This window comes from Paenibacillus intestini (assembly GCF_030803945.1).
GTDB classification, from domain to species: Bacteria; Bacillota; Bacilli; order Paenibacillales; family Paenibacillaceae; genus Paenibacillus; species Paenibacillus polysaccharolyticus.
This window is the reverse complement of record NZ_JAURUN010000003.1, coordinates 879,391-906,353: the sequence shown is the minus strand read 5'-3', so window position 1 is coordinate 906,353 and position 26,963 is coordinate 879,391. Positions and strand designations below refer to the sequence as shown.

Sequence of the window (26,963 nt, the reverse complement as noted above, 5' to 3'; positions counted from 1 at the left end):
GTCGCTCCGGTCACCCCGGTTTCACCAGTTGTTCCCGTTACTCCTGTGGCTCCTGTTGCACCCGTAATACTTGCGCCGGTTGCTCCAGTCACTCCATCCGTACCCGTGGCTCCCGTTATTCCTGTTTCCCCAGTTACACCTGTCGCCCCTGCACTTGCAATCAAGGTGTAATCCGGAGAGGTGCCTGGCGTGCCCGTTGGCGAGGCCACATTCGTGATATACGTACTGCCATTGAATGTCACCACTTGACCGGCTGGATACGTCGGAGCTACTGCTGGGTCGAATGCCACGATGCCACTTAACCCTACGCCGGTGGCCCCCGTTGCACCCGTAATGCTTGCGCCAGTTGCTCCGGTTACTCCGGCTATACCCGTTTCACCAGTCACCCCGGTTGCACCCGTCGTTCCCGTGGCTCCTGTTGCCCCCGTAATACTTGCGCCAGTGGCTCCGGTCAACCCGGCGGTACCCGTTGCGCCCGTTATTCCCGTTTCCCCAGTTACACCAGTCGCCCCTGCGCTTGCTAGTAACGTATAGTCTGGCGAGGTGCCCGGCGTGCCTGTGGGCGAAGCCACATTCGTGATATACGTGCTGCCCTCAAACGTCACCACTTGACCGGCTGGATACGTCGGAGCTACTGCTGGGTCAAATGCCACAATGCCACTTAACCCTACACCCGTGGCTCCTGTTGCACCTGTAATGCTTGCACCGGTTGCACCGGTTGCTCCAGTCTCTCCTGCTGTACCCGTTGTGCCAGTCACCCCGGTTTCACCCGTCGCTCCCGTTACTCCCGTGGTTCCCGTCAGTCCAGCAATACCGGTCGCACCTGTTATTCCTGTTTCCCCAGTTACACCCGTTACACCAGTAGCCCCTGCACTTGCTAATAACGTATAATCCGGCGAAGTCTCTGGCGTTCCCGTTGGCGCAGCCACATTGGTAACATACGTACTGCTATTAAACGTCACCACTTGACCGGCTAGATACGTCGGGGCTACTGCTGGGTCGAATGCCACAATGCCACTTAACCCTACGCCGGTGGCCCCCGTTGCACCCGTAATGCTTGCGCCGGTTGCTCCGGTCTCTCCTGCTGTACCCGTTGTGCCAGTCACCCCGGTTTCACCCGTCGTTCCCGTTGCTCCCGTGGCTCCGGTCACTCCAGCAATACCGGTCGCGCCCGTTATTCCCGTTCCCCCAGTTACACCTGTCGCCCCTGCACTTGCAATCAAGGTATAATCCGGCGAGGTGCCCGGCGTGCCCGTTGGCGAGGCCACATTCGTGATGTACGTACTACCGTTAAACGTCACCACTTGACCGGCTGGATACGTCGGAGCTACTGCTGGGTCGAATGCCACAATGCCACTTAACCCTACGCCGGTGGCCCCCGTTGCACCCGTAATGCTTGCGCCGGTTGCTCCGGTCTCTCCTGCTGTACCCGTTGTGCCAGTCACCCCGGTTTCACCCGTCGCTCCCGTTACTCCCGTGGTTCCCGTCAGTCCAGCAATACCGGTCGCACCTGTTATTCCTGTTTCCCCAGTTACACCCGTTACACCAGTAGCCCCTGCACTTGCTAATAACGTATAATCCGGCGAGGTGCCCGGCGTGCCTGTAGGCGAGGCCACATTGGTGACATACGTACTACCATTGAACGTCACCACTTGACCGGCTGGATACGTCGGAGCTACTGCTGGGTCAAATGCGACGATTCCGCTTAATCCTACACCGGTTGCTCCCGTGCTCCCTGTTATACCCGTACTACCGGTTACACCTGCCCCAGTAGCACCCGTTACACCTGTAGCCCCTGCACTTGCTAATAACGTATAATCCGGCGAAGTCCCTGGCGTGCCCGTTGGCGAGGCCACATTGGTGACGTACGTGCTACCATTGAACGTCACCACTTGACCGGCTGGATACGTCGGAGCTACTGCTGGGTCAAACGCGACGATTCCACTCAACCCTACACCCGTTGTACCAGTAGCTCCTGTTGGTCCTGTAGCTCCTGTTGGTCCTGCTCCAGCAAGTAATGTATAATCTGGTGAACTTCCAGGTGTACCCGTTGGTGAAGCCAAATTGGTGATATACGTACTACCATTGAATGTGACCACTTGACCTGCTGAATACGTCGGGGCAACAGCCGGATCAAATGGTATAACTCCCTCTAAACCTATACCTGTTGCTCCGGTTGCTCCAGTTGAGCCTGCTCCAGCAAGCAACGAATAGTCTGGTGAACTTCCAGGTGTACCCGTTGGCGCGGCGACATTCGTAATATATGTGCTACCATTAGACGTTACAATCTGACCTGCTGGATATGTTGGCGCTTGAGCAGGATCGAACGGTACAATCCCAGTGAGCCCCACACCTGTAGCGCCGGTAGCCCCCGTCGGTCCTGCACCAGCGATTAATGCATAATCAGGTGAACTTCCAGGCGTGCCTGTCGGTGAAGCGACATTGGTAATATACGTACTACCATTGAACGTCACCACTTGGCCTGCTGAATACGTTGGCGCTTGAGCCGGGTCAAAGGTGATAGCACCGTTAAGGCCCACCCCAGTAGCTCCTGTCACTCCTGATGCAGCGATCAATGTATAGTCCGAAGATGTACCCGGTGTCCCTGTCGGACCTGCTACACTGGCAATATAAGTACTGCCATTATAAGTAACCACTTGACCTGCAGCATATCCCGGCGCAAGAGCAGCATCAAAAGGAATAGCTCCAGAAAGTCCTACACCTGTAACCCCAGTTGCACCTGTAGAACCGGCGGCAAGCAAGAGCGTGTAATCAGGTGAACTTCCAGGTAAACCCACCGGGCCATTTACGTTAGCCACAAAAAGACTTCCATCATAACTAACTACCTGGCCTTGCGCATAAGTTGATCCAGCTGCAGGATTAAACGTTGTAATATTGTTTAACCCTACACCTGGAATTCCTGTCGCTCCTTGTGGACCCTGCGGGCCTATAGGGCCGACAGCACCCGCAGCACCCACAGAACCAGTTGGCCCTGCTGCACCTGTTGGACCAGTAACTCCTCTCAATCCAGGAACTCCAGGGACCCCTGGTACGCCTGGAACACCGGGAGGACCTGCAGCACCTGTAATCCCCCCCGTACCGAAAGTCGTTGTGGCTCTGCTTAACGAGATAGATATGGAACGAATTAATCCGACTAACCGATCTTTTACTTCGGGAGGTACCTCCAAAAGCAATGTTAAACTTAACAAGTCATCCAACAGATTTTGCAAATTCCCTGCGAGATTAATTAAAGCAACAGGAATGACTTCAGAAGAAGCAATGGTCAGTTCTAATACAGCTTGAAGCTCCGCTTTTACCCCAGCTCGGAACTCAGATTCATTAACAAAAGTAAGTAATTGACGTAATCCGTTCTGCAACGCAAGTATATTTGATGCACTCGGCTGACTAATTGCACCGGGAATGGTTACAGCAAGAGAACGAAGAATCGACTCATATTGCTCAAGTTCACTAGCTGTTATGGGTATAAACGGCGAACCTGCCCGGAATGATCTCCCTTCCAAAAACGCTTTAATATTTACTCTTTTACGTCCATCGGACATACTTTAATCAATCCTCCTTAGACATCTTATTTTTCAATCTTATGAAGGAGGAGTTCAAAAATTATCTTGGACATTTTTTTGCGGACAAAAAAGGATACGACCTTGTTCCACGTTGAACAAGATTAAACGGAATACTTCAACAAAAAAACACCCTCTATCAGAGGGTGTTTCGGCACATTTTGTTTAAAATCAACCTATTTCGAAGATTCTACCGGAAATTGTAATATAAACTCCGTTCCTTCACCAAGCACACTATTGACATGAATCGTGCCCTGATGAGCATCTACGATGTTTTTTACGATCGCCAAGCCAAGCCCGGTTCCCACACTTTCTCCCCGAACGCGAGCTTTATCCGCTTTATAAAAACGTTCAAAAATAAAAGGCAGGTCTGATGTAGGAATACCCACACCCTGATCTTTTACGCTCACTCTGGCAAAAGGAGCACGCAAGTTAGTGACAAGCTCAGCAGAAATTTTCACATTTTTACCAACAGGTGTATGTCTGAATGCATTATCCAGTAAATTCGTGAATACTTGCTCCAGCCTGTCTTCATCTGCTTGTTGAAGTGAGATCATCTGCTGTTTACATTCGAATTGAAGTTGAATCCCCTGTTCCTTCGAGCGCACCATAAATTTGCGATAAATACGTTCGAGAAGTTCACCGAGTTCAACTTCCTTCATGTTCATGTCAGTATGCCCTGCATCCATACGGGCCAGATCAAGTAAATCCTTGACCAGTCTACCCATCCGCAGTGACTCATCGTGAATGACCTGAATCAGTTCTTCACTCTCTTCGGGCGATGTTGCCATCCCGTCAAGTAAAGCCTCGCTGTATCCCTGCATCATTGATAACGGTGTACGAATTTCATGAGATACATTAGCAACGAAGTCCCGGCGCATCTTCTCCATCTTCACTTCTTCGGTAACATCTCTCAAGACAGCCACCGCACCCCGTACCACACTATCTGCATACAAAGGGGCCATTTGAACAGACCATACTCCTTGTTGCACATGAACATTGGAACTCTGGTCCCCACCTTGCTCCATCACCAGTCTGAATAAGGGTACAAGCGGTTCAGGAACATCACGGGACGGGTTCGCAGAAGGATGACCATCCAAACCCTCATCCTCCTGAGCCCAGTCTAGAGCATACCAGGCCTGCATAATTTTCTCACCAGGCGGATTCGTCAAAATGATCTTGCCTTCACCATCAAAAGTAATCACGGCATCCGTCATGCTTCGCAGCACACTCGCCAAATGTTCCTTCTCATGATTCAAATTTCGAATGGTATCTTCCAGTTGAACAGCCATGTGATTAAATGTATTTGCAAGTTCACCAATTTCATCATTGGTACGGAGAGAAAGTCTCGTGCCATAGTTCCCTTTACGGATGGCATTAGCTGCCTGAATTAATTGTTGCATAGGCTGTGTAATTTTGGTGAACAGAAATAATGCAAAAAACGTTGTTAGACTGAATCCGACAATGCAAATATAAGTAAACAGCCTTTTGATGTCCCTAGATTCTGACTCAGCAAAGTTGGTATCGATATAGGGTAGCAGAAAGAGCCCTAGCGCAATCAGCACACAGCCCACAAGGCATATAATTGTGATCCATAACTTTCCAACCAGTGATCTCCAGAAAGCAAAGTTATTTCGGTACTTCCAGTTTATAACCGACACCCCACACGGTTGTTATCATCGCTGCCGATTCAGGTGATACCTTGTTCAGCTTCTCGCGAAGACGCTTCACATGGGTATCCACGGTACGAAGATCACCGAAAAATTCATAGTTCCATACATCCTTAAGCAATTCTTCTCTGGAGAAAACCTTATCTGGCGATGTTGCAAGGTAATGCAACAACTCATATTCTTTAGGTGTCAAACTGATCTCTTCACCACCCGCAGTCACGCGGTGTGCATCATGCTCAATAACAAGATGTGGAAATACAATATTGTTGCTTGAATTGCTTTCCTTCGAAAGATACGCTGTTGCAGAAGAGCGACGCAGAATAGCCTTCACCCGATAAATCACTTCACGCGGGCTGAATGGCTTTACCACATAATCATCTGCCCCTACTTCAAAACCTTGTACACGGTTAATCTCTTCCCCTTTTGCGGTAAGCATTAATACAGGGGTAGATTTGACCTGACGAAGCCGAGTGCATACCTCAACACCATCCATACCTGGTAGCATAACATCCAACAAAATCAGGCCGTAATCTCCGGCCGTTGCTTTACGAAGCGCTGTTTCGCCATCCTCTGCTTCATCAATTTCATAACCTTCTTTTTCAAGATACATTTTAAGTAGCCTGCGGATTCTTTCTTCATCATCCACAACCAAAATACGATTCTCATGTTCTGACATGCCCACTCAAGCCCCTTTACAATAACTCCTCATCACTTCTATTATGTTCGATCTTGCGAACAATATTTGAATACCCGTTTTACTGGAACGGGTATATCATGAATTACCGTTGTTTTGCCACTACTTTTAACTGACTTTACTAGTCTGCTCCAGCATAGGAATGCAATCCTGCAATGATCAGATTTACACCAACCAGTGTAAACATGACAACCAGGAAACCGAGCACAGCAAGCCAAGCGGACTTCTGTCCCTGCCATCCTTTGGATAAACGCAAGTGCAAATACACACTATAATACAGCCAAGTGATCAGTGCCCACACTTCTTTAGGGTCCCAACCCCAGAAACGACTCCAGGCAATTTGTGCCCAGATCATAGCAAAGATCAGAGCTCCCAGCGTAAAAATAGGGAATCCAATCGCAATAGCGCGATAACTGATCTCATCAAGGTCATCCGCGTCAATTCCGTTCATCATCGGCTGTAACGCTTGTCCAAGCGGTCTGCGTACAATTAAACGAATGATTCCATATAAGATCAGACCCGTAAGGATTGACCAGATGACTGTATTCAGCTTACGTCCTGCATTCACGCCATTCATCCATGAAGGCGTCTCAAGCAACGGCTCCTTCATTCCAAGGAACGGTTTCAAGCTCTCCACTTCACTATTATATGGAGCAAAAATAGGAGGCATGCGATAAATCACTTTCTCTATTGTACTATTTTCTTCTCCCTTTGTGTCAATGGTGACTGTTTTCTGTACAAAAACGGCCTCATAACCGGATGCACGGAAGGCAAACACGGTTCCAATAAATCCGATCACCACAACGATGGTAATGAGCGTAAACTCCACCCAGCCGCGCTGACGACGAGAAGATTTGTCTTTTCCACTAAAATCAACGGTACGAAGCAGATACATAAATCCCGCAGCAAAACCTACTGCAAAAAACGCTTCACCCAAGGCAGCCAGCGTAACGTGGATCTTCAACCAAATCGATTGTAATGCGGGAATCAATGGCTGAACTTCCTGTGGAAATACGGCTGCATATGCCATAATGATAATCGTGAGTGGAAGTGCAAACAAGCCCAGCAGAGATTTGCGGTAAATTGCGTACACAACGATAAAGGCTACCATGATCATCATGGATAAAAAGGACATAAATTCGTACATATTACTTACCGGAATATGGCCTGCACCAATCCAGCGGGTTACAAAGAAAACCAAATGTGCTGCCAACGCCACCGTAGATGCGATAAACGCCCGTTTACCCCAACGATTCAAATGATCGATCGGATCGCGGTTACTCCATTTCTTGCCCATGACGGCCACTGCATACAATAAAAACGCAGCACAATACAGAAAAAAAGATACGATAAATGCGTCGCTGCTGAAATCCAGTATATTCATGCTTGGTTCCCCCCGTTATCCAACGACTTCTCATCCACTTCCAGATTCATCTGTTTCAAAATGCCAGCAACTTCTCGTCTGAAGCCGAACCAGTTTTTGTTGGTATGCCCGCCAAGCGTAATTCGCTCATCATCGAATCGAATCCAAATGCGGCGATGATGCCAGTAAAAGCCCATGACAAGACCCAGCATGACAATGCCTGCCCCTACCCATACAAAAGGCATCGCTTTGTCCACACGTATATTCAGGTAGCTTACCGATTGAATAAGATCTACCTTGTCCATACTGTCGACCTCCAGTTGTAATGGAAGTTCCCCTCCTACAAGCTGGCGGTTGATTGCATCCTGTTGAAAACGTTGCTTGTCAATTTGTTTGGCAAAATATAAGTATTGAATCCCCTTCTCTGGCAGATCCGGACCTTCAATATGAAAAAGAAATGCAGGTGCATTGGGTGAAGGTGATTTTGATTTTGGTTCTCCCTTATCATCCAGAGCAAAATCCATAAATTTTTCTTTCACCGTCAATGTATATGGTCCTGCCTCAAAGGTGCGTTGTGTGTCCATCATGTCAATCTTCAAAGAACCGTACACTTCACCCGTTTTCACATTGACCAGATCCGGTGTCACCGAGCGAATCGTCGGGGTTAGATCATAGTCAAACTGGTATGCCTTAAGACCTTGGTAATTCAGTGGCTGGTTCACCCGAACGTCATGTCTTGCAACCTCTGCAAGCTGAGGTTTTTTGGAGAGATCCGAACAATCGGCTGTGCATTCGTACAAAACAACCTTGGTTTCAAACAACTTGGGAACTGTTTTATTCAAATTTTTGAACTGCTCAGGAACCTCGTCGTCACTATAAAACTCCACATTAAACTTCTCATTTTTCAGATACATGGACGTGTTTGGAATTTTTTTAATTTCTCCTTCGGGAAAAGCAACATGTTCGTCCAGATTCAGACCTGGAAGTCCGCGAGCGAGTACAGCGAGCAGAAAAATAATAAGTCCGATATGAATCACATATGGACCCCAGCGGCTAAAACGTTGCTTCTCCACAAGCAAAGCATCCCCTTGTGTGTGAACACGATATCCTTTCTTACGAAGCGGCGTAACCGCTTTCTTAATCCACTCTTCAGGTGCCTCTTCAATAGAACCTTGATACACAAGTCGCTGCCGCGTCAGGAATTGCAGATGTTTCCGTATCCGCTGCTTGTTCAGCGCTTTGTACAGTGGAAGCACACGATCCAGACTACAGATCACAAGTGATGCTCCGATCATCACCAGCAGTAGAATAAACCACCAGGATTCATATGTATGAGACAGTCCGAAAAGATAATAAATATGGCCTAACTGACCATAGGTTTCTTTGTAATAAACCGAAGGATCAATATTCAGAAATGTACTTTCTTGCGGGTAGATCGTACCTAGCATAGAACCAACGAGCGTGAGCACAATCATATAAACTGCAATTTTGACAGATGAAAAGAAATTCCATATGCGATCAATAATATTGGGATTACTTCGCTGTGAACGCCGAGCCATCCCATCATAACGCATCTCTAACACTTCATTCGATTGAGCGGTTTCCTCCAGAAGCGGCTTACCACACGCCTCGCACAATACGGTTCCTACCGGATTCTGATGACCACACTCACATTTCGTATTTTGGAACACAAGTAGACCTCCTGTCAGGGCTGCTTCGCCAGCTGTGAGATTTGAGCGTCAAGTGTGTCCAAATCCAATTGCCCGATATGAATCGTGGAGATTTTTCCTGTTTCAGATACGAAAAACGTTGTTGGCATCGGAGAGATCCCATAGTCTCGAACGGAGTTTTTATCCCGGTCTAACATAATCGGAAATGTAACACCCACCTGCCGTACAAAATTATCTACCGTCATCTGATCTTCTCCAACGTTGATTCCAACAAATTGCACACCTTTATCTTTCCATTTGTCAGCCTGCGCTTGAAGAGCAGGCATCTCTTTCACACAAGGCTCACACCATGTGCCCCAAAAATTGATAACCATCGCTTTTCCTTGATACTCATCAGACGTATGAACTTGACCATCCAGGCCCAGCAGTTCAAAAGAAGGGGCTCGATCCCCTTCCTTTGGCTTGCCATTCGAGCCGGATACCGATGTTGTAATCGCGTATCCACCCAACACCAGGATCAAGCACAAAATAACGATTTGCACCGTTCTTCTTGATTTTCCCATGTGCTGCTCCCCTTTAAAGTGACGATATTATTGATTTGCCTTCTTGTTATAGAAACTGTGAACACTCTATGAACAATTATAGCGAATTTCGTCACAAATCTGCGGCGGTTTTATGAAAATTATGTGTCCTCACATTACCTTTTTTTCATTTTTTTGGCGGGTTCCGATTTTGCGAGCGTAATCAGATTGTTAACTTCCTCTTTGGTCAGATTACGTGTCAGCCCTCTTTTCAGATTTTGCAGCAAAATGCCTCCAAACGAAATCCGCTTCAGACGTGTTACCGGATGATTGATTGCCTCAAACATACGTCTTACCTGACGGTTTCGTCCCTCATAAATCGTAATCGAAATAACAGCCTCATTGTTTGCTGTGTCCACATCTTTGTACTCGACCTCTGCTGGCGCTGTCATACCGTCTTCAAGCATAATTCCATTTTTGAGCTTTTCCAGTTCCGTACCATGTGGTACCCCTTTAACTGTTGCCAGATACGTTTTGGGTACGTGATGTTTAGGATGCGTCAGCAAGTGCGCAAATTCGCCATCATTGGTCAGAATAAGCAGCCCTTCGGTATCATAATCAAGACGTCCTACCGGATAAACACGTTCCTTAACACCTTTCAGATAATCCGATACGATTTTCCGGCCTTCCGGGTCTGATGCGCTTGTAATAACCCCTTTAGGTTTATTCAGCATCAAATACACTTTTTTCTCACTGCGGATCGGTTTTCCATTGACCGTAATGATATCCTCTTCAGGGTTGGCTTTCGTACCGAGTTCGGTCACGACCTCCCCGTTAACTTCTACTTTGCCGGACAGGATCAGTTCCTCACTCTTGCGGCGGGATGCAATGCCTGCCTGCGCGATAATTTTTTGTAATCTTTCCATGTTTGTCATGTCACCTCACACTAATGATACCCATCCAACCGGGAAATCACAAGGATTATCCAATGTTTTTGTGAACGTTCGAGCTTTATCGCTAATTTGTGCGTTGTAGAACAGATATTTTATAGTCTCGATATACAAAAAAAGCTTACCCTCGCCACGGCTGATTTCGTTCAGACCAAGCAAAGGTAAACCCTTATCATCTATTTAATTCGTAGTTCATTTCTAATTCGCAACTTTGCCTGCCACCACAACCGACTTTTTCGCTGGAACAGCTGCTTCTTTCACAAATGTCTGCAATGTCTTTGAAGAAATAAAATAAGTCCGTCCACCATATACAAACGTCATCATGCCAATGACCTGTTTATTCTGATCAAGCACTGGTCCACCTGAATTGCCTTGAGCCATTGCTTTGACGATGCTTCCAATGCCTACTTTTCCCGGTACTTCACTCGCCAGAGCACTAAATACCCGACTCTTCGCTATCGTGTTGTATGTCGAAGGAAAATCATCATCTAATATGACAAGATCTCCCGATGGGTTTTTAGGAAATCCAATGGTATAAACAACCTGATTGTCCCTCGCATCAGCAAACTTCACCGGTTCAGCGTCAATCGGTTTGTCCAGCTTGAGTAAAGCCATATCCGTTACAGAATCAGTTTTAACAATTTTAGCTTTAACCGCCTGATTGAGCGCACCTGGGCTCGCAACCGTCAACATCCCTTTATCTCCGCCAGACAGCTCAGCGAATTCCTGAACAACATGGTAATTGGTTAATACTTCATCTTTCGATATTAGAATCGAAGTTCCCACGTCATAATAAACCATATCCGGTTCATTTGCTTTAACCAAACGCACATTAACAACCGGAAAAGAATCGGCCGTAGTCGCCATTTGAGCACGTAATGATTTGTCAAAATAACCTGTAAAATGAATCGTCTGTTCAGCTTGAGCACCTGCTAACCCTGTCGAACCTGCAAGCATCGTTATAGCGAGCATACTTGTCAACCCGTAACGGAGCATTCGTTTCCAACTCTTCTGCATGTCTCACTCTCCTCCGTTATTATTCTAGCATAACTAGTATATCGGTAGGAAAGGAGTAATAGTTTAACCAAAAACGATCAAACAAATGGCAAGTGCAGCTATGAATCCAATGACATCCGAAAACAATCCAACCTTAAGCGCATACCGTCCATTCCGAATACCGACTGCCCCGAAATACACGGTTAGCACATATAACGTCGTATCCGTACTGCCTTGAATGGTAGAGGCCATCCGGCCAATCATGGAGTCAGGGCCATACGTTTTGATCAAATCCGTTGTAAATGCAAGCGAGCCTGTCCCTGTTAATGGTCGTAATATCCCTAGCGGAAGGACTTCTCCAGGCACACCCATCCATGAGACGAGAGGAGTGAAGAACTGAATCACAAAATCCAGTGCTCCCGAGGCACGAAAAACACTAATGGCAACCATCATTCCCACCAGATGTGGGATGATGCTGATTGCAGTCGAGAAGCCGTCCTTGGCCCCATCAACAAAGGATTCATAGACCGGGACCTTTTTGGTAAACGCATATAATGGAACAAACGCGATAATAACCGGAATGGCCCAGACAGATATCCAGTTAATGAAGGTTAACAAGGTTGCTCATCCTTTCATGCCGGGATTACCGCTCTTGGATATGCGCGGCGATCTGCGGAGAGTTCTATTTCGATACCAGCGATCAGCCATAATGGCAGCAAGCGTAGCTATAATGGTAGCCATTAAAGTTGTGCCTACAATCTCCGTGGCGTTCGCAGAATGATAGTTCAACCTGATCGCTATCAGCGTTGTTGGAATAATCGTAATACTCGCGGTATTCAGCGCCAGCAGTGTACACATAGCAGGGGATGCGGTCTGCTTGTCAGGATTCAGTTCCTGCAATTGTTGCATCGCCTTAATTCCCATGGGCGTAGCCGCATTCCCTAGTCCAAGCAAATTTGCACTCATGTTGGATAAGATGTAACCCATAGCCGGGTGGTTTTTGGGTACATCGGGAAATAGAAATCCGACCACCGGGCCAAGAAGTTTTGCAATCCGTCCAAGAAGGCCGGCATCTTCGGCCATTTTCATCATTCCCATCCAGAATACGAGTACACTGATCAGACCGAAACATACCGTCACACCGGTTGCCGCACCATCAAATGCTGCCTGGGTGACCACTTCAATCTTCCCGTTCACTGCTGCAAAAACAAAGCCGATCAAGATCATCATTAACCAGATCAGATTGATCATTGGAATCATTCCTCCCAGTAACAGCAAGCACAAGAGCGATCTTTCTATCCTTAAATCAGAATCAAGGTGATAACAGTCGACTTAGCACTGCCTTCCATGCGGAAACCCAAGTCGTGACCTCTCCTATTCCACCTATAGTTGCATCTGCGATGGGCGGCTCTGGCGGAATATAGCTACCTTTGTAATACACAGGTATCGAGCCGATTGGTTCGCCTTTCAACTGCATTTCAATTCGCCCGGCTAGTCCAAACGAAGGATCTGTTGATTGTTTATTCTCTGTCACAGCGTCCTGTGTACGTTTATCCAGCAGAACCAATGTCTTGGTTATGTCTTCCTGTTCTCCTTTGGCGAGCGGGTATTTAAAACCACGCCCTGTTACGAGTTCCATGTTCTGAACAGGCTGTTCCTGTGTGGCAATCTCGATTAGTGGGAAATGTTCAAAGCCGAAATCCAGCATCTTCGCATGATCGTTCCAGTCATCGCCATCGTTAAGTGTCACCGCGGCTAGCTGTTGCCCGTCACGAGTCGCTGAGCTGACCAGGCATCTGAATGCCTTTTTGGTGTATCCAGTTTTCACCCCATCCGCACCTTCATACAAGCGAAGCATTTTGTTTTTGTTATGCCAGGAGTACTCCCAGCTTTCATTCGGATTGGGGGCGGATTTATTTTCTGTTGCCACGATGCGTTTGAATACCGGGTTATGGAGCGCGTAAGCCGTTAACCTCGCCAGATCGTTTGCGGTAGAGTAATGACCTTCGGCATCCAGACCATGTGGGTTCATAAAATGAGAACGAGTCAAACCGATCTGCTCTGCCTTCTTATTCATAAGCAAAACAAAACCTTCTTCTGAACCGCCGACATGCTCAGCAATTGCCGAAGCCGCATCATTACCTGAGCGAAGCATAAGACCGTATAACATATTTTCTAGTGTCATCTCCTCGCCCAGTTTAAGGTATAGCGAAGATCCTTCTTTGGCAAAAGAAGATGGTGTAACCTTGACCTTTGCATCTAACTTACCTTCTTCAATCGCAACGATGGCAGTCATGATTTTAGTCAAACTTGCGATGCGCGACTCTTTGTCCCCATCTTTACTATACAGAATTCGCCCTGATGTCACATCGATGAGCGCTGCACTTTGCGCATGAGTAGACGGTCCAGCAATGGTCGCCTGAACTGACGATGCACCCATAGTTGAAAGTAACAGTACAGGCAAGAGCGTACCTACAATAACCTTCATTAATTTTCGCATCCACATTCCTCCGGGTCGCTTGGAATCTTGTACTATCCTATGTCTGGACAACCCGGAGTATGTCCCGCATAGGAAAAAACAGCAAAAATCCCCCTTGCACCTTAAAGTGCCAGAGGGATCGTTATGTAAGACCTCGTCATTCAAACTACATCTATTCATCTATTGTCGTTCTTCATATACATTTTATTAGATTGATCCAGCATCTTAGCTACTTTTCTCATAATTCTGGATACTCTCATCTGACTGATGTCTTCCAGATCGGCTGTCTGTGTCTGGTTGAGTCCGTCTACACGATGTTTCAACACCGTGACTTCTTGTTCACTAAGCTTACGTTTCACTGAATCAAGCACAGCATCAACATACATCTTGTCCAACACATTCGCTTCCATATCTTCTCCACTAAAGATGGTGTCCATCAATGTGACCGATTGAGGATGCTGATCATCTGACCCTACGGGCTCGTCCAGGTATTTAACACCCTTGCCCACCTGAAGCGCCTTGTTTACTTTATCTTCTTCCTCATCAAGTAAAATTGCAATTTCATGCGCACCTGGAAGATATCCCATATCATGTTCCACACGGTTGATACGGTGAATTAAATCAGTAGCTGTACGTGTCGGACGAATAATACTCGCGCTATCTCTCAAAAAACAACGAATCTCTCTAACGATAGCCGTGACTGCAAACGAACTGAACTTCACACCCCGGGACGTATCAAACGCTTTAACAGCTTTCAGGAATCCCAATCGGCCCAATTGAAGAATGTCATCTTTCTCCACACAGTGATTTTTAGTCAACAGTTCAGGTTTGCCAATGTACTTGTGCACAGAGTGCCAGATCAGATTTTCATTGACTAAAATGCATTCTCCGAGAAAATGTTCATCCGTCTGACAGCGTTCTATATTAGAATTATCGTCCATACTATAATATTTCTTGTTTTCTTTTAAATTGCTATGAATATGTTCTGAATATTTTCCCATCTGGATCTCCCTATGTACGAATCTTAATCAATTCACAATCTATATCCTGACTAACCTGATCTATATATGTTCAAAATTGCTCATACGAGAGCTAAAGCTTCATTCCCTGATCAAATTTCATTTTGTTCACTTGGCTGATAAACGATTACGGCTATATATTGAGTCTCGTGTGTTTGCGGATGAATGGAGGTGCTTATTTCAATCCCTGTCACAAACATATGTGGGTAAGCCAGCATCCAGATATTAATCTGTTGTTCGAGATCGAATGTTTCAGCAGATTCGAACGTCTTTACGGCCAAATCAGAGGCATAATTGTTTACTTGCATGCTTTATCATCTCGTGTGCTATCTTCTTTTGCATAGTCTAATGAAGGAATTTCATTCACTTCTTCACTGTTATGTGAATTCTCCATGTCTTCTTTCTTTTGATCTGCTATAAGTTGCTCAAATTCCTCTTTACTTAATTCCAGTAGCTCAAGTTCAAAAGCCGTTGTAAGAATATACCCCATACCATCCGTTAAATGTACATTAAAGAACGTTTCCGGTTGTTCACTGAACTCCCCATCTTCATAGTTGAATCCAATGACTGCCTTTTCGTAACCAGCAACCTTTCCGGCAAACCAGACATTTGCTTTGGTCATTGCCCCCGTTGGAGTCTGAACCTCGTGTATGTTCGTGGGTGCATGAACGTACTTGCCAATCATGCTTGCTACAATATCTTCCGTTAATGTATCCGATTTTGCTTTAATCACTTGAGTCACAATAAAAAGCCTCCCCTTATCTAAATAATGTTCTGTTACATGCTCTATACGCGGTAACTCAAACAAGGTAAAGACCGAGATACAGATAAGGTTACCCCTGACTTATCAACATATAATGTGTCTGCATATGCTGTAATGCTTCTTTCAAGTCGTTTACCTGTTGCGTGGGCAGAGAATGAATTAATGGATCAGAGATATTGGAACCGACAGATAATATGAATTTGTTCGTCTTGAAAGCCTGGTGCATGATTATAATTTCTGCAGTGGACATTACCTCAACGTTCAGATTCACCAAAATAGCATCAGATCGATCCACCATTTTTTCAATAATTAATGCATATTCTCGACCACTCAACCCGGCAGATGCGGAAGAATCATGGAATGCCCAAGCAATTTCAGGAATTTGAATCAATTCCTCTGTCTTAAAACCAAGTACAATGACACTAAGCATGTTTCTGTCTCTCCAATCTTTGTCGAAGTTTTCATGATACATTCTCTATACGATATAAAAAAACACCCTGTTAAGGGTGCTCTTCGTTCTATGTAAGTATTAAATCTAAATAATGATACTATCCGTAGCTCCATTACATCTAAAGGCTATTTATTGCCGCCGCTATAACTATGATATTACAAGGCTTCGTATTTGGCGCGAATGCCTTTCCATATTTGTGATATTCGTGCTTTGGATACTCCCTGTATAGCTGCAATTTCTACAAATTCATAACCGGACGTTCGCAGTCTGAAAATATGCTTCTCGCGATCATTCAGCCTCATATTTTCCATAATATCGGTAAGAAATTCGAAGTTTTCATATGCAAAACCGGTATGCCCTAACACCACAGCCATATCTGTGCCATCACTTTCATCCCCACCATGATCGGTGGTCATAATTTGAGCTGCGTTAACGACACTGAGATTTTTTTCGGACATGCATTTGCGATACATATCTTTGATCTTATTATCAATTAAATGATCCACAAACGTCGACATTTTCGCTTTCTCCGAATCATACTTATCCAATGAACTCATTAGCTTGATCAAAATTTCTTGTGTAACATCCTCCTTTTCCATCCCGGCGAACGTTTTGCCTCTCAGTTTGTGACGACATTTCTCCTGAGCCTTGTTCAGGAACATATCCATATCCCCGATTTCGAACAATGCATCAAACCCCATAGCTGTTGTAGCAGACATTATACTTTTCCCCCATATAATAAATTAATAAAAAACAGGCCTTGATCCACTACCTTAGTTCCCCCAACTCTACCTAGCGACCATTCTAAAAATAAATCTAATCAGGCTAAAATTGACCATCCACTCTTGCAAACTTATGTAGTTGTGTTACTCCAAAACATTCAAACCGATATATCTACTTCCTCAGCTTACTTAATACCAACCTATTCAAAGCCCCCTCTTCCATTTATTACATTTAGAATAACAAATACGAACTCTTGTTCGCAAGTTATTTTTTATGTCATCGCCCTCTGCCTCTTTTACACCCTATATACGAAACATCTTAATTAAGGTAAAGAAACATGGAATAAAACTAAAAAGACCAACACAGATCACACCACTGGAAAAATCCAGAAGGGTGGAATGTGTCGGTCTTGGTCTGACTTCTTATTTCGTTCCAATTACCGAGAGTATGGTCTACAATACATAATACGAATATAGGCTTCTTCAAGATTATTAATCTGTCCAATCGCCATAAGGATAGTATAAGGAAATATGTAGGATAATGTCAACAAGAAAAATAGTTCCCCAGAACCTAAATGTGGTTGAACAAGCAACCGTGTAGTTCTTAAGGCATATTTATCTCATCATTTTTCAGCAAAAGTTCAATATCCTTGTTCATTTTGAAGACTGTCACTTGCTCTGTAAATTCATGTCCGAAAAATGTGGTTTCAATGTCTTCAATCTGCAACCCCATATGAATATAAGAAAAGACAGGATTGAAATTCTCTTTCAGCACGAGTGCAAGCTTCATTTTATAATCCGTGAAAACTTGACTTGAGTGTGAATACATATGTTCAAGCATGAAAGCTTCGGGCTTCGTGAATTTTGCTGTAAACTTTAAGATGATAAAATGATTCATGATGGAGACCCTGGTATCTACCGGCCCGCGCTCCGTAATGTTTTTTCTGACTCTCGATGCCAGTTTGGCGAGTTCTCTTTCCAAGTCCTTTATCTCAATGTTCCCATCGCCTCCCGGCCTTACACTACCCCTGAATATATGAATTCAACCTAATTTAATCAAAAGTCCTTATGCAAGACAAGTTTCCTGCGAATCAATGATCCAGCAAGCGCTTATCTTTACATGAAAAAGGAATAGACCCCAGATGTAGGCTGAGTCCTATTCCTTCAAACTGAATTATTCGTAACTTAAATGTCTTTCAAACCTTCCAGTTTTAATAGACTGAATGCGACCAGATTTAGAGCAGCCTGAGGTCCATATTCTTGCTCGATTTGTTCAAATGCTTCTTCCGTTACTCCAACCAGATCTTCTTTATCCGAAGTCATCTCCGTAGTCACGATCTCCTCTTCATTCAGCGCAAAGGTCAGTCTGTACAGCATCTGCTTCTACCTCCCTCGAAGTCAGCTCGATATTTCGTATATCTGTTAGATCAATGATATGTACCATCCCTGTGTTATCTTCAAGTGTGATCGACTTACCTTCGTTTTTATGTTTCGTAAAAAGTCGGCGGTACTCCTGCTTCACTTCGTCTGCTGTTAACGGAATTTCGCGCACAACCTTATCGGAATCTTTCTCCTTTTGTTGCAATCTGGGATTATCTTCTACCCAACTTACCGTTTTCTTTTTCCCGCTGCCTTTAAAGTAGAAATGTGCCGTCAGTTCAATGTTCATTCTGTAACTCCTCCTCTTCACTATTCTCTATACGAAACGATACAAACAAGGTTAACTGAAAAAAGGATAGCCTAAACTATCCTTGATATTTCTTTACAGCTATGCGATTGCCTGAGGAGTCGTACACATATGTATAATTAGTTTTTATCGGTGTTGATCCCATAGTCGTAATCGACTTTGCAATCATACGCCCTTCATCATCGTATTCGTAAATGGCATCAAGTATTGCAGACAGTTGAACAAACTCGTTACCATCGTATCGATAGACCTCGCCCACGGAAATCAACAGAAATGCATCGTTCTCCGCATATGAATCGGTAGAAGATGGTATCGTCCACATCGGTTCCATAACGGACTGCTCCGTATAACTGTCAGTGACAACTTGCCTAATGATTCTTCCTTCCTCATCAAAAGCAAAATAAGTGACAACATCTGCGTAATCCACCAGATCACTATAGATCTCCCAAGGATCTATCGTGCTTAACCTTCTTCGCTCTGCCGTAGTCATACTCACATGAGTTTCGCCATCAACGATGATATCCGCACTGTGTGTGTCAGGATGGGTGTAGTGATTGGCATTAGCTTCTACACCGGAGAGTTTCAACCGTTCTTCAGCCGTGAAAACTTTGTTTAACTCTCCATCGTTCAATATGTCAGCACTATGCGAAGCGGGATGCTTATATACTGTGATGTCTTCACCTGCAATGTTCAGAATACCGTTCGACTTATATGAAATACTCACACCTTTAAGTGGCACATACCCATTAGGCCCACAAGTATATAACATTGGCATATTCTGATGATCTTCATCTGCTATAACAGCATAAATGGTACGCAAAACACCCTGAACTGGAAGCCCTTGTTTATCGTTCACAACGGTTATGGTGCCTGATTCGATTTTGTCCAAACGTGCATCGAGTGTTACATTACCTTCTCTGGCATCCTTAACCTCATTAGAAAGCTTGACCACTTTACCATACGTAATGATATCCATGATCGTTATCTCCTATCTAACCGTCAAACCCGTTACCTCAATGGTGAATCCCGAAGGTACAGAGCCCGGATTAATAATTTCAAAATGAAACTGAGCATTGCCATCCTTATCTTCATATGGGATATCCACATTATCGTATATACCATCAACATCGTTTCCCGTACTATACTCTGTTGTATTAAAATAAATAATGTGAGCTTCTTCCTTGTTCGCCCGGTTCAAAATATGCAGCTCCACATTGGTTTCCTGTGTGGGAATGACACGTACAGTCTTGATCAGAAAACGTGGGCTTTTCATAGGAATTGACACCTGAACTGCCGCTCCTTCACCATCCATTTCCTCAATAACATAAGATAATTCAACTGGTTTAAAAGCTTCCTTTATCTCCTGTAACACTTGCCATGTTTTGTTCATCGTAAGGACCTCCTTCGAACAGGGATATACGTAGCAGGATACCTTCGTGGAGGTATATCAATGGAGACTCCTGGATCAGACATATTTCCAGATTGACCCGAGAAATGACCTGTTAAAGTCATCGAATCATTTCCCTGGATATGCTTTAAAATATACTGCATGACTATATCACCAGAAGAGGCTACGGTTCTTTGTCCAGAGATAAAGGAACGTATAATCCCACCTGCTACTCGTCTGGAGGGTAGCACAACCTCCGTCACAACCTTCCAACTGCCGTTCCCCCGTTGGGTTAGAGTACCAGAGTAATCCTCAGCACTGATTCTTCCTGTGTATCTACTTCCCGGTTTGTTGTGTAGAGGAAGGTAGCCTATATTGTTATATAAACTAAGTTCATGACTGTGGCTTATGATTACACCATGTGTATCTGTCGGCATGAAACGTCCTTTGTACAACTGCGGAAGATCTTCTTGATCATATCCCCAAATGGAATAGATATGTTGTTCTGACGTGGTGCTTGAATTCCGATGGTGTAATTCGCCCGTCCTGAACCAATGCTGAACACCCGCCAATCTTAATTGCCCTGATGTACCTGCACTTTTGCTTGTATACAATGACAAATCTTGTGTTTTGTTTGTTTGATATTGCCCCTGATTATACTCGTAACGTATACCTGAATACTTTTCTCTCCCAGCCATCTCGGGAATATAGGTACTGCTTGTTATGGTTCTGTTGGAATAATATAAACTGCTAACGTATGTATAGAGCACTCCAGTATTTCGCTTTTGTATTGCTCGTTGAGATGTATATATGGATTGTTCTGTCCCTGCTGCGGCCATATTCCCCCTCCTCTTACTGCATCAATACAGCTACAGTATTACCCGGAAGGAAGCTTGAACCTCCTGTAGTCAATGAATATACTTTGTACGTTTTGTTATTCACCGAAATCTCATCGCCATGACTCACTCCCGCAGCTGGTGCAAAGTAGATATCATGCAGCTCACCTCGCGGTCCCTCCGCGTTATTCGCCATGATACATGGTGAAAGATGGTACAGCGCTCCCCAACCCGGGTTGGTTGGTACCATGGCTGCATACGACTTATACACGTTGTTAGTCTGGATGTTATCCAGATCTTTAACGGTGCGAATTCCATTAAACCCCAGATAACTTACACCGATCCCTTGGGCACCTGAATGATTTTCCTGAGAATAACGATACATCAAACCGAAATATCCCAGATTGGATATACCCGTTACCGAGTTCACATCCCCTGCCATCCACATGATCACACGATCTGCGGTCACGGATACTTGATAATCTGTTAACAAATTGGAGTCAACTACCGCTGTATGACAGTAAAAATTTCTGGTGCTAAACATCTTTCCATCGGGAATGCTTCCGTCCGCCAGAGCGACATCCTCTGCTACAGTCACTGTAATGTAGTTACCGTTAGCATCTTTGGTGTTACCTTTTTCAAATTTGATAAACAACTTATCTTTACCAGTCGATCCGGCAGATTTAATCACTAAACTATCGGAAGTTTCGAAATAAATAGACCAGGGCGAGGTTGCAATTCCCTTAAAGCCATTGACTAAAGCTTGAAATAACAGATTCATTTTGACCTTACCGCTAAAAAATGACATATGTACCCATCCTCCTTAAATTTTAAATAGAATAACGCGTTGCCCACCCATAACGTTGTTGCTGCCAAAGAAGCAAGGGACACTATAACGTGCGTTGCCTAGCGAGGTATACCAAAGAGTATAATTCCCGTTATAAGGCATAGGTTGATCTACCACATGAAATACATAGTATTTGTTTTCGCCAAGGTCCAAGATTGAACCATCTGGGTGTTGTGAGGCATCTTTAAAACATGCTGTATGCACATCTGCAAACTGTCCTCTTACCCCTTCAGACGGGTTAAATACCATGAATGGATTTACGTAATACCTCCCCCCTACGCCAGGAGACGTAAGTTGAGCATCTGTTGTAAAATTGTAATATTCATACTTCGTTCCATTACGAGATTTTCTTACAATACCACGACCTACATTGTAGTCTCCATACGTGGCAAAGTTAGCATTGCTTATATTTGAAGGCATATGTGTGAAAATTCCAACAAAATCGTTAGCAATGGCTGGATCTTCTTGCTCAAGGGGATTTAGTCTGCCCATGTATATTCTTATCGGATAAGCATAAGTAGTGTTATTTTGATATTCACCATGAACGAAAATACCATTAATCGTAGTAAAAACGGTCCACTTGTAAGTTGTATTGGTATTATTTGCACCCGATGTAAATGGTGTATCTGTCATCTGCTTATCTGGAGAATCCAGATGTACATCAGCTTTTGGTGTGGAGTTGTTTAATATTCCCCAGCGAATTGTAGCTCCGTTACCACTCTGAATTGCCACAGTGAAAGCAAGACTTCGATCCATTAAATTTGTAAAAACGACATTGCCCCAATTCCCCCCTCCGGTCACTGCAGCTGTTGCGTATTTCTTCACTTCCCACCATGCGTCTCCACTCATCTGTGCTTCCACATTGTTAGCAAATTCAGTTATGGTACTCACCCAAGAATATCGTTTAGGTACTGCCATTAATTAGACACCTCCGTTGGTAGTTCAAATAAAATTGCTCTTTGCCCGTCTCCCAGCAACGTATTGCTGTCGAAGAAGTAGGGTTGTATTTGTCGAGTTTGACCCGAGATATCTATCCAGTATTTATAGTTTGTTGGTTGTTGCTGATCATTTACATGAAATACATGGTATCTCTTGCCTTCCAATTCAATCATCGAACCATCGGGATATGACCTGGCATCTTTGAAGACAATCGATTTCATCTGTTGAAATTCTCCTCGAACTCCTTCTTTTGGTTGATAAACATACCATGGAGATATGAAATATCGATTCCCTGCACCTGGAGAGGTCGCTTGGGCACTGGTACAAAAGTTATAAAGTTCATATTTTTTATTGTTGCGTGAGGTTTTCACAACGCCTCTACCCACATTAAAAAGACTATTATTTGTCCACTCACTACTACTTTCAACGGGAGCATGAGAGAAGATACCAATAAAACCACCTTCGACAGCAGGGTCTTCTTTCTCGTAAGATAACAATTTTCCCATATAGAGTCTAAAAGGATAGGCATACCCTAAATTATTTGTTGCCTCTCCAAAAATGAAGATAGATTCTTTCATTGGGAAAATAGTCCATTTATACGAAATGTTATAATTATTACTGGAGCCAATAGCACTAGTACTAAAAGGAACATTCGTATATTCACCCATATTTAACGCTATATCAGGATAAGGCGCATTGCCATTCGTTGATCTATTCAACCCACACTTTAATTGATAACCTTGTATATAACTGGGACCAGAAGAGTTAAATTGATATGGGAAATTTAAACACAAAGAAAAAAATAATGAATCATTATTGACATTTTCAATGGAAACAGCTCCTTGAGGAGAAGAATAAGTCTGATTTCTGTTGTTGTATGCCCTAGGTTGCGAGTTGGGATCATCTGGGAAATAAGTCACTTTCCAATTTGGATCTACGTACGGGAAAGTATTCATTTCTCTTGCTAAATTACTTAAGAAACTCGTTACTGAACTTGTAAACTCATATCTTCTAAATCCTTGAACTACAGTTGCTGTCATACTGCCACCTCCTTAGATGCCATATCGTACTTTCAGATCCTGAAGCATAGACTCTTTCATCGCGATCAAAAATATAGTCCGAATCTGCATCTGGCGTTCTTTTTCCTGCCGTTCCAGATCTTGATCAATCTGCTCTTGGCTGACTTCTTCACTAATATTAAGAGAAGTCACATCACCCAATGCATCAAACATTCCAATGTACTGTTGCCCAATACCGTCGAAAATGATATCGCTGCTCAGCATAAATTTCAGTAACTCTACCTCTTCATCAGAGACAGGTGTCTCGCTTGTACCTACCATTTTGTCAAACAACGGACGAAAGCCCGTTTTGATTTGGGTCATGGAGAAATGCGTTTGCATTCTCACACACCTCCTTTTCTTTTTTGGACACGCAGAATATTTCCTTGAGAATCATAGACATATTTTTTGATTAATTTCGCTCCATTATATTCCACACTCTCGGTGTCTACACTACCGTCCGGATTGTAAGTATACTCCGAAATTTTAAATATAGATGTATTATTATCGTTGTTATACGTCGTTTCTTTGGTGATCAAACCACTTTCTGCATCGTATTCATATACAATATCCTGCTCTTCCATATCTTCAAGCATGGTTAAACGTTGTTTGATTGAACGATCGTCATACACAGTGCTGCCTTGCAAGTAAAAGTACATCGCTCCATTATTGGATTTTCGTACAATCCTGCCATCTTCACGTTCGTACTTTATCGTCTTGATCTGTCCATCACTTTCGGTGATCAATTCCTCAGCAAGATTGCCCTGCTCATCATATCGATAATCGACAACCCGGTTGATGCCACCCTTGATCTTTTCACGACTAATTCTACCCGATCCGTCATATTCGTACTCTGATGTAGTTGATGTGTTGATGATCGAACCACGACTAAGCAAAGTCACACGTGAATCCACAGGAATATCATAGAGAAAGCGAATTTCGGTATCTGTATATTCAATATAATCCTCGCCCGGGGTTACCCTGATGCCGTCGAGAAGTACTTCTACACCATCAGAGCCGATGCTGTACTTGGGACACTGAAAACTCCGTTGCTCTGAAGACCTAATATCGGGTGGATATTCTATTCGAAATACGGATTGATTCTCCACCGTTCCTCTGGATGCAGCTAGTTCCAGCTTGGATTGCATATGGTTCAGACGATCAGGCAGCTTGTCGAACATAACACCATTATTGTCAGTTCTGGAATCCAATACTTCAATCTGCGTTTCGCTCAACTTGTCAACCTGTGTAGATAAATCCTTGGTGTGATCTATCCATGTGTTTACTTCATCGTCCAGTGTACCCAGCTGAGATTCCGCTTCTGTCATTCGGGTTCGGAGTTCTTGAACATCTCCGGTAGACACCGTTTTGGTCAAATAATAACGATAATCCGTCACATACACGGTATCTGCCGTCGCACCTGTTGTAACCGCCCCCAGAATCATGGCATCATCCGGCTCATCTGAACTTTTCAGATGTACAAATGTTCCGTCGGTTTTTAGAAATATATAATATCTTGAATCCGTTTCAGCAAGAAATGAATATTTAGAGTCCTCTTTGTGAACAATTGTGCTGTTGATGCTTGCGTACCCACCGTTGAACTGAAGCAGAAGCTGACCACTCGTTTGCATCTTCACTTCTTTTATTGCTAGATCAGATAAAGGTGTTGTTTTCAGATCATCAATAGACGTTTCAAGCTGCTCAATCACTTCGTGCAGTGACTCCCGTTTTCCACGTGCTTCTCCGATCTCGATTTCCACTTGAGATAAACGATTATCTTGCTCTTTTACATCTGTGTGTATTTCGATTACGGCCTGTTCATTCTTTCCCAATCTGGACTTCAGGTCTTCAAGTAATATTCCCTGATTAAGTACCTTAGGCTCCAACACCGCTAGACGAGATTTCTGACCTTCCAAAGCGGAGTCATTCTCTTCACCTACATGTTCCATCTCGTCTAAACGTTCGGGAAGATTAGCGTAATTACTTCGGGCTTCCTCCAGTTCAGCAAGATGTTCATCAATCTCCTGGTGGGATCGGGTCCCTTTGTTCAGTAAACTATTGTGATCTAGTAGCTTTCCAACGTTCGTCCCTGAACTTGTCCCCTTAAACCGGACAGACATATACTCACCTCCACTCAACCCCTAGTTAGTCTATACGTGATCGAAAGTTCAAAGTTAAACATCATATGTAAGTAGAAGACACTTTGATTCCGAATGTGACTTGGGCCTCATAATTGGTTGTTGTATCGAGTCGTTCGACTTGGGCCCAAAAATAAAATGGTTGTTCAGGCGTAATTTCAGTCGCATTGACTTGCATACTCCATGCACCTGGTTCACCCTTTACATCCGGTGCCAACCGAACTGCCTCCTCATATTGATCTCCACGATAAGGCGTTAGCTCAAAATGCACATTTTTAAACACACCATGTTTCAATGTATTTTGGGCAATGAACAGCACATTTTCGGTTACGGATTGACCAGAAGACATGTATCCCAGGAAACGTTCCTGATTATCCTGCAATCGCACGTCGACATACTCCCCCGTACTGGTGAACTCGCGATAGTAGAGATCTACTCTAGGTTCAAAATAATAGGTATCTCCACCAAATACTTTCCACTGATCCGAAGTTTCAAACCGGTTGTTTTCCGGTAAAACTACACTGAAGCTGCCCAATAAAGGATAGCCATATCTCTGGAGATCAAACGAAACGGAAGTATTCCCGTACTTACATACCTTTTTCTCAAGCAACTTATTTGAAGCATCTCGAAGCTCCACCTGATAGTCTTGTCTAAGATTATCAATTGTCACTCTTGAGCCTCTCTGAATTCTGATGTAATTGATGATCAAAGGCTCTCCTTCAGAGCTTTCTAGGAAAAGACCAATCTTCGGCACAGAAGAGATCACCTCCTGATTACCGATGAATCTCCAGATCTTGCCGTCTTCAGACCAGTATGCGGAATACACATGAAAACTCCGTACCAACCGAATCCATGGATACGTTCTGGCTATCCCTTTCTCTGAATCAAAGTACTCTTCCAGTTTTACGATGTTATCATCGTCCACATAAACTATAATGCCACCGGTATCACCTGATGTCGTAGGGTTATATTCATTTTGAATATCCATCACAAATTCTTCGATGCCGGTCAACGCGGAAAAGAACATATATAACGGAGAATCTCCGTGCTTCAGTTCCAACGCTCCCTTTTCGATACTATAACGATCCGGATCGTCCGACAGTACTTCCCATCCCAAGTGAAGGTTGGATTCACTAAAATGATCTTCATAAATCAGACCCGTTTGTTGCTTTCTCAGAATCCCCATGGTCAACCT

27 protein-coding genes and 2 pseudogenes are annotated in these 26,963 nt (G+C 44.1%); all 29 read right to left on the bottom strand.

Annotated features, from left to right (window positions below; translation table 11 throughout):
• Nucleotides 1-1,724: 1,724 nt before the first annotated feature.
• A pseudogene (locus J2T16_RS13375) lies at nt 1,725-1,832 on the bottom strand (exosporium glycoprotein BclB-related protein); the annotation flags it as partial.
• A 1,344-nt stretch (nt 1,833-3,176) separates the two neighbouring features.
• A pseudogene (locus J2T16_RS13370) lies at nt 3,177-3,560 on the bottom strand (collagen-like repeat preface domain-containing protein); the annotation flags it as partial.
• A 194-nt stretch (nt 3,561-3,754) separates the two neighbouring features.
• On the bottom strand, nt 3,755-5,239 hold the full coding sequence (locus J2T16_RS13365; protein ID WP_499018461.1) for an ATP-binding protein: 1,485 nt from the start codon (nt 5,237-5,239) through the stop codon (nt 3,755-3,757).
• Nucleotides 5,208-5,924 carry a response regulator transcription factor gene (locus J2T16_RS13360; protein ID WP_110894386.1) on the bottom strand — a complete coding sequence of 239 codons (717 nt, stop codon included), beginning with the start codon at nt 5,922-5,924 and terminating at the stop codon, nt 5,208-5,210. Before J2T16_RS13360 ends, J2T16_RS13365 begins: the two co-directional genes overlap by 32 nt.
• A 139-nt stretch (nt 5,925-6,063) precedes the next feature.
• Nucleotides 6,064-7,326, bottom strand: coding sequence for a cytochrome c biogenesis protein CcsA (gene ccsA, locus J2T16_RS13355; protein ID WP_499018459.1), 1,263 nt, complete (start codon nt 7,324-7,326; stop codon nt 6,064-6,066).
• Nucleotides 7,323-8,996 carry a cytochrome c biogenesis protein ResB gene (gene resB, locus J2T16_RS13350; RefSeq protein WP_499018458.1) on the bottom strand — a complete coding sequence of 558 codons (1,674 nt, stop codon included), beginning with the start codon at nt 8,994-8,996 and terminating at the stop codon, nt 7,323-7,325. The genes ccsA and resB overlap by 4 nt, the downstream gene beginning before the upstream one ends.
• A gap of 14 nt (nt 8,997-9,010) precedes the next feature.
• Nucleotides 9,011-9,538, bottom strand: coding sequence for a redoxin family protein (locus tag J2T16_RS13345; RefSeq protein WP_145413182.1), 528 nt, complete (start codon nt 9,536-9,538; stop codon nt 9,011-9,013).
• Between the two features lie 134 nt (nt 9,539-9,672).
• Nucleotides 9,673-10,422 (bottom strand): pseudouridine synthase, encoded by a 750-nt coding sequence (locus tag J2T16_RS13340; protein WP_154888517.1) that lies wholly within the window; start codon nt 10,420-10,422, stop codon nt 9,673-9,675.
• 222 nt (nt 10,423-10,644) lie between these two features.
• Nucleotides 10,645-11,463 carry a S1 family peptidase gene (locus J2T16_RS13335; RefSeq protein WP_499018457.1) on the bottom strand — a complete coding sequence of 273 codons (819 nt, stop codon included), beginning with the start codon at nt 11,461-11,463 and terminating at the stop codon, nt 10,645-10,647.
• 63 nt (nt 11,464-11,526) lie between these two features.
• On the bottom strand, nt 11,527-12,060 hold the full coding sequence (locus J2T16_RS13330; RefSeq protein ID WP_221791543.1) for a spore maturation protein: 534 nt from the start codon (nt 12,058-12,060) through the stop codon (nt 11,527-11,529).
• A 6-nt stretch (nt 12,061-12,066) separates the two neighbouring features.
• The gene (locus J2T16_RS13325; protein WP_090922320.1) at nt 12,067-12,693 is read right to left on the bottom strand and encodes a nucleoside recognition domain-containing protein; all 627 of its coding nucleotides are present in this window, start codon (nt 12,691-12,693) and stop codon (nt 12,067-12,069) included.
• Between the two features lie 61 nt (nt 12,694-12,754).
• Nucleotides 12,755-13,942: a D-alanyl-D-alanine carboxypeptidase family protein gene (locus J2T16_RS13320; RefSeq protein WP_221791545.1), complete on the bottom strand. Its 1,188-nt coding sequence runs from the start codon at nt 13,940-13,942 to the stop codon at nt 12,755-12,757.
• A 155-nt stretch (nt 13,943-14,097) separates the two neighbouring features.
• A complete protein-coding gene (locus J2T16_RS13315) occupies nt 14,098-14,922 on the bottom strand; it encodes a sigma-70 family RNA polymerase sigma factor (protein ID WP_154957602.1) in 825 nt (274 codons plus the stop codon).
• Nucleotides 14,923-15,032: 110 nt separating this feature from the next.
• Nucleotides 15,033-15,248, bottom strand: a complete 216-nt coding sequence (locus J2T16_RS13310) for a hypothetical protein (protein WP_154957603.1) — start codon at nt 15,246-15,248, stop codon at nt 15,033-15,035.
• Nucleotides 15,239-15,682 carry a hypothetical protein gene (locus J2T16_RS13305; RefSeq protein WP_499018456.1) on the bottom strand — a complete coding sequence of 148 codons (444 nt, stop codon included), beginning with the start codon at nt 15,680-15,682 and terminating at the stop codon, nt 15,239-15,241. The genes J2T16_RS13310 and J2T16_RS13305 overlap by 10 nt, the downstream gene beginning before the upstream one ends.
• Before the next feature lie 91 nt (nt 15,683-15,773).
• Nucleotides 15,774-16,133, bottom strand: coding sequence for a hypothetical protein (locus tag J2T16_RS13300; protein ID WP_154957605.1), 360 nt, complete (start codon nt 16,131-16,133; stop codon nt 15,774-15,776).
• A gap of 176 nt (nt 16,134-16,309) precedes the next feature.
• Nucleotides 16,310-16,873 carry a sigma-70 family RNA polymerase sigma factor gene (locus J2T16_RS13295; RefSeq protein WP_090922332.1) on the bottom strand — a complete coding sequence of 188 codons (564 nt, stop codon included), beginning with the start codon at nt 16,871-16,873 and terminating at the stop codon, nt 16,310-16,312.
• Between the two features lie 607 nt (nt 16,874-17,480).
• Complete coding sequence (locus J2T16_RS13290) at nt 17,481-17,858, bottom strand: Na-translocating system protein MpsC family protein (RefSeq protein ID WP_186811622.1); 378 nt, start codon at nt 17,856-17,858, stop codon at nt 17,481-17,483.
• Between the two features lie 203 nt (nt 17,859-18,061).
• Nucleotides 18,062-18,253 carry a hypothetical protein gene (locus tag J2T16_RS13285; protein ID WP_499018455.1) on the bottom strand — a complete coding sequence of 64 codons (192 nt, stop codon included), beginning with the start codon at nt 18,251-18,253 and terminating at the stop codon, nt 18,062-18,064.
• A complete protein-coding gene (locus J2T16_RS13280) occupies nt 18,222-18,545 on the bottom strand; it encodes a hypothetical protein (RefSeq protein WP_090922337.1) in 324 nt (107 codons plus the stop codon). The genes J2T16_RS13285 and J2T16_RS13280 overlap by 32 nt, the downstream gene beginning before the upstream one ends.
• 76 nt (nt 18,546-18,621) lie before the next feature.
• Nucleotides 18,622-19,539 carry a hypothetical protein gene (locus tag J2T16_RS13275; RefSeq protein WP_336120248.1) on the bottom strand — a complete coding sequence of 306 codons (918 nt, stop codon included), beginning with the start codon at nt 19,537-19,539 and terminating at the stop codon, nt 18,622-18,624.
• Nucleotides 19,540-19,551: 12 nt separating this feature from the next.
• Entirely contained in the window at nt 19,552-19,953 is a 402-nt protein-coding gene (locus J2T16_RS13270; protein ID WP_336120249.1) for a hypothetical protein, read from the bottom strand.
• The gene (locus J2T16_RS13265) at nt 19,950-20,564 is read right to left on the bottom strand and encodes a hypothetical protein (protein ID WP_499018454.1); all 615 of its coding nucleotides are present in this window, start codon (nt 20,562-20,564) and stop codon (nt 19,950-19,952) included. Before J2T16_RS13265 ends, J2T16_RS13270 begins: the two co-directional genes overlap by 4 nt.
• Before the next feature lie 238 nt (nt 20,565-20,802).
• Nucleotides 20,803-21,594 (bottom strand): hypothetical protein, encoded by a 792-nt coding sequence (locus J2T16_RS13260; protein ID WP_336120250.1) that lies wholly within the window; start codon nt 21,592-21,594, stop codon nt 20,803-20,805.
• A gap of 15 nt (nt 21,595-21,609) precedes the next feature.
• On the bottom strand, nt 21,610-22,551 hold the full coding sequence (locus J2T16_RS13255; RefSeq protein WP_336120251.1) for a hypothetical protein: 942 nt from the start codon (nt 22,549-22,551) through the stop codon (nt 21,610-21,612).
• Nucleotides 22,551-23,612: a hypothetical protein gene (locus J2T16_RS13250; protein WP_499018452.1), complete on the bottom strand. Its 1,062-nt coding sequence runs from the start codon at nt 23,610-23,612 to the stop codon at nt 22,551-22,553. Before J2T16_RS13250 ends, J2T16_RS13255 begins: the two co-directional genes overlap by 1 nt.
• A 12-nt stretch (nt 23,613-23,624) precedes the next feature.
• Nucleotides 23,625-23,972 (bottom strand): hypothetical protein, encoded by a 348-nt coding sequence (locus tag J2T16_RS13245; protein ID WP_090922351.1) that lies wholly within the window; start codon nt 23,970-23,972, stop codon nt 23,625-23,627.
• Nucleotides 23,973-23,974: 2 nt separating this feature from the next.
• Entirely contained in the window at nt 23,975-25,750 is a 1,776-nt protein-coding gene (locus J2T16_RS13240) for an RHS repeat domain-containing protein (RefSeq protein WP_336120253.1), read from the bottom strand.
• Between the two features lie 61 nt (nt 25,751-25,811).
• Nucleotides 25,812-26,954, bottom strand: a complete 1,143-nt coding sequence (locus J2T16_RS13235; RefSeq protein ID WP_499018450.1) for a hypothetical protein — start codon at nt 26,952-26,954, stop codon at nt 25,812-25,814.
• Nucleotides 26,955-26,963 lie beyond the last annotated feature (9 nt).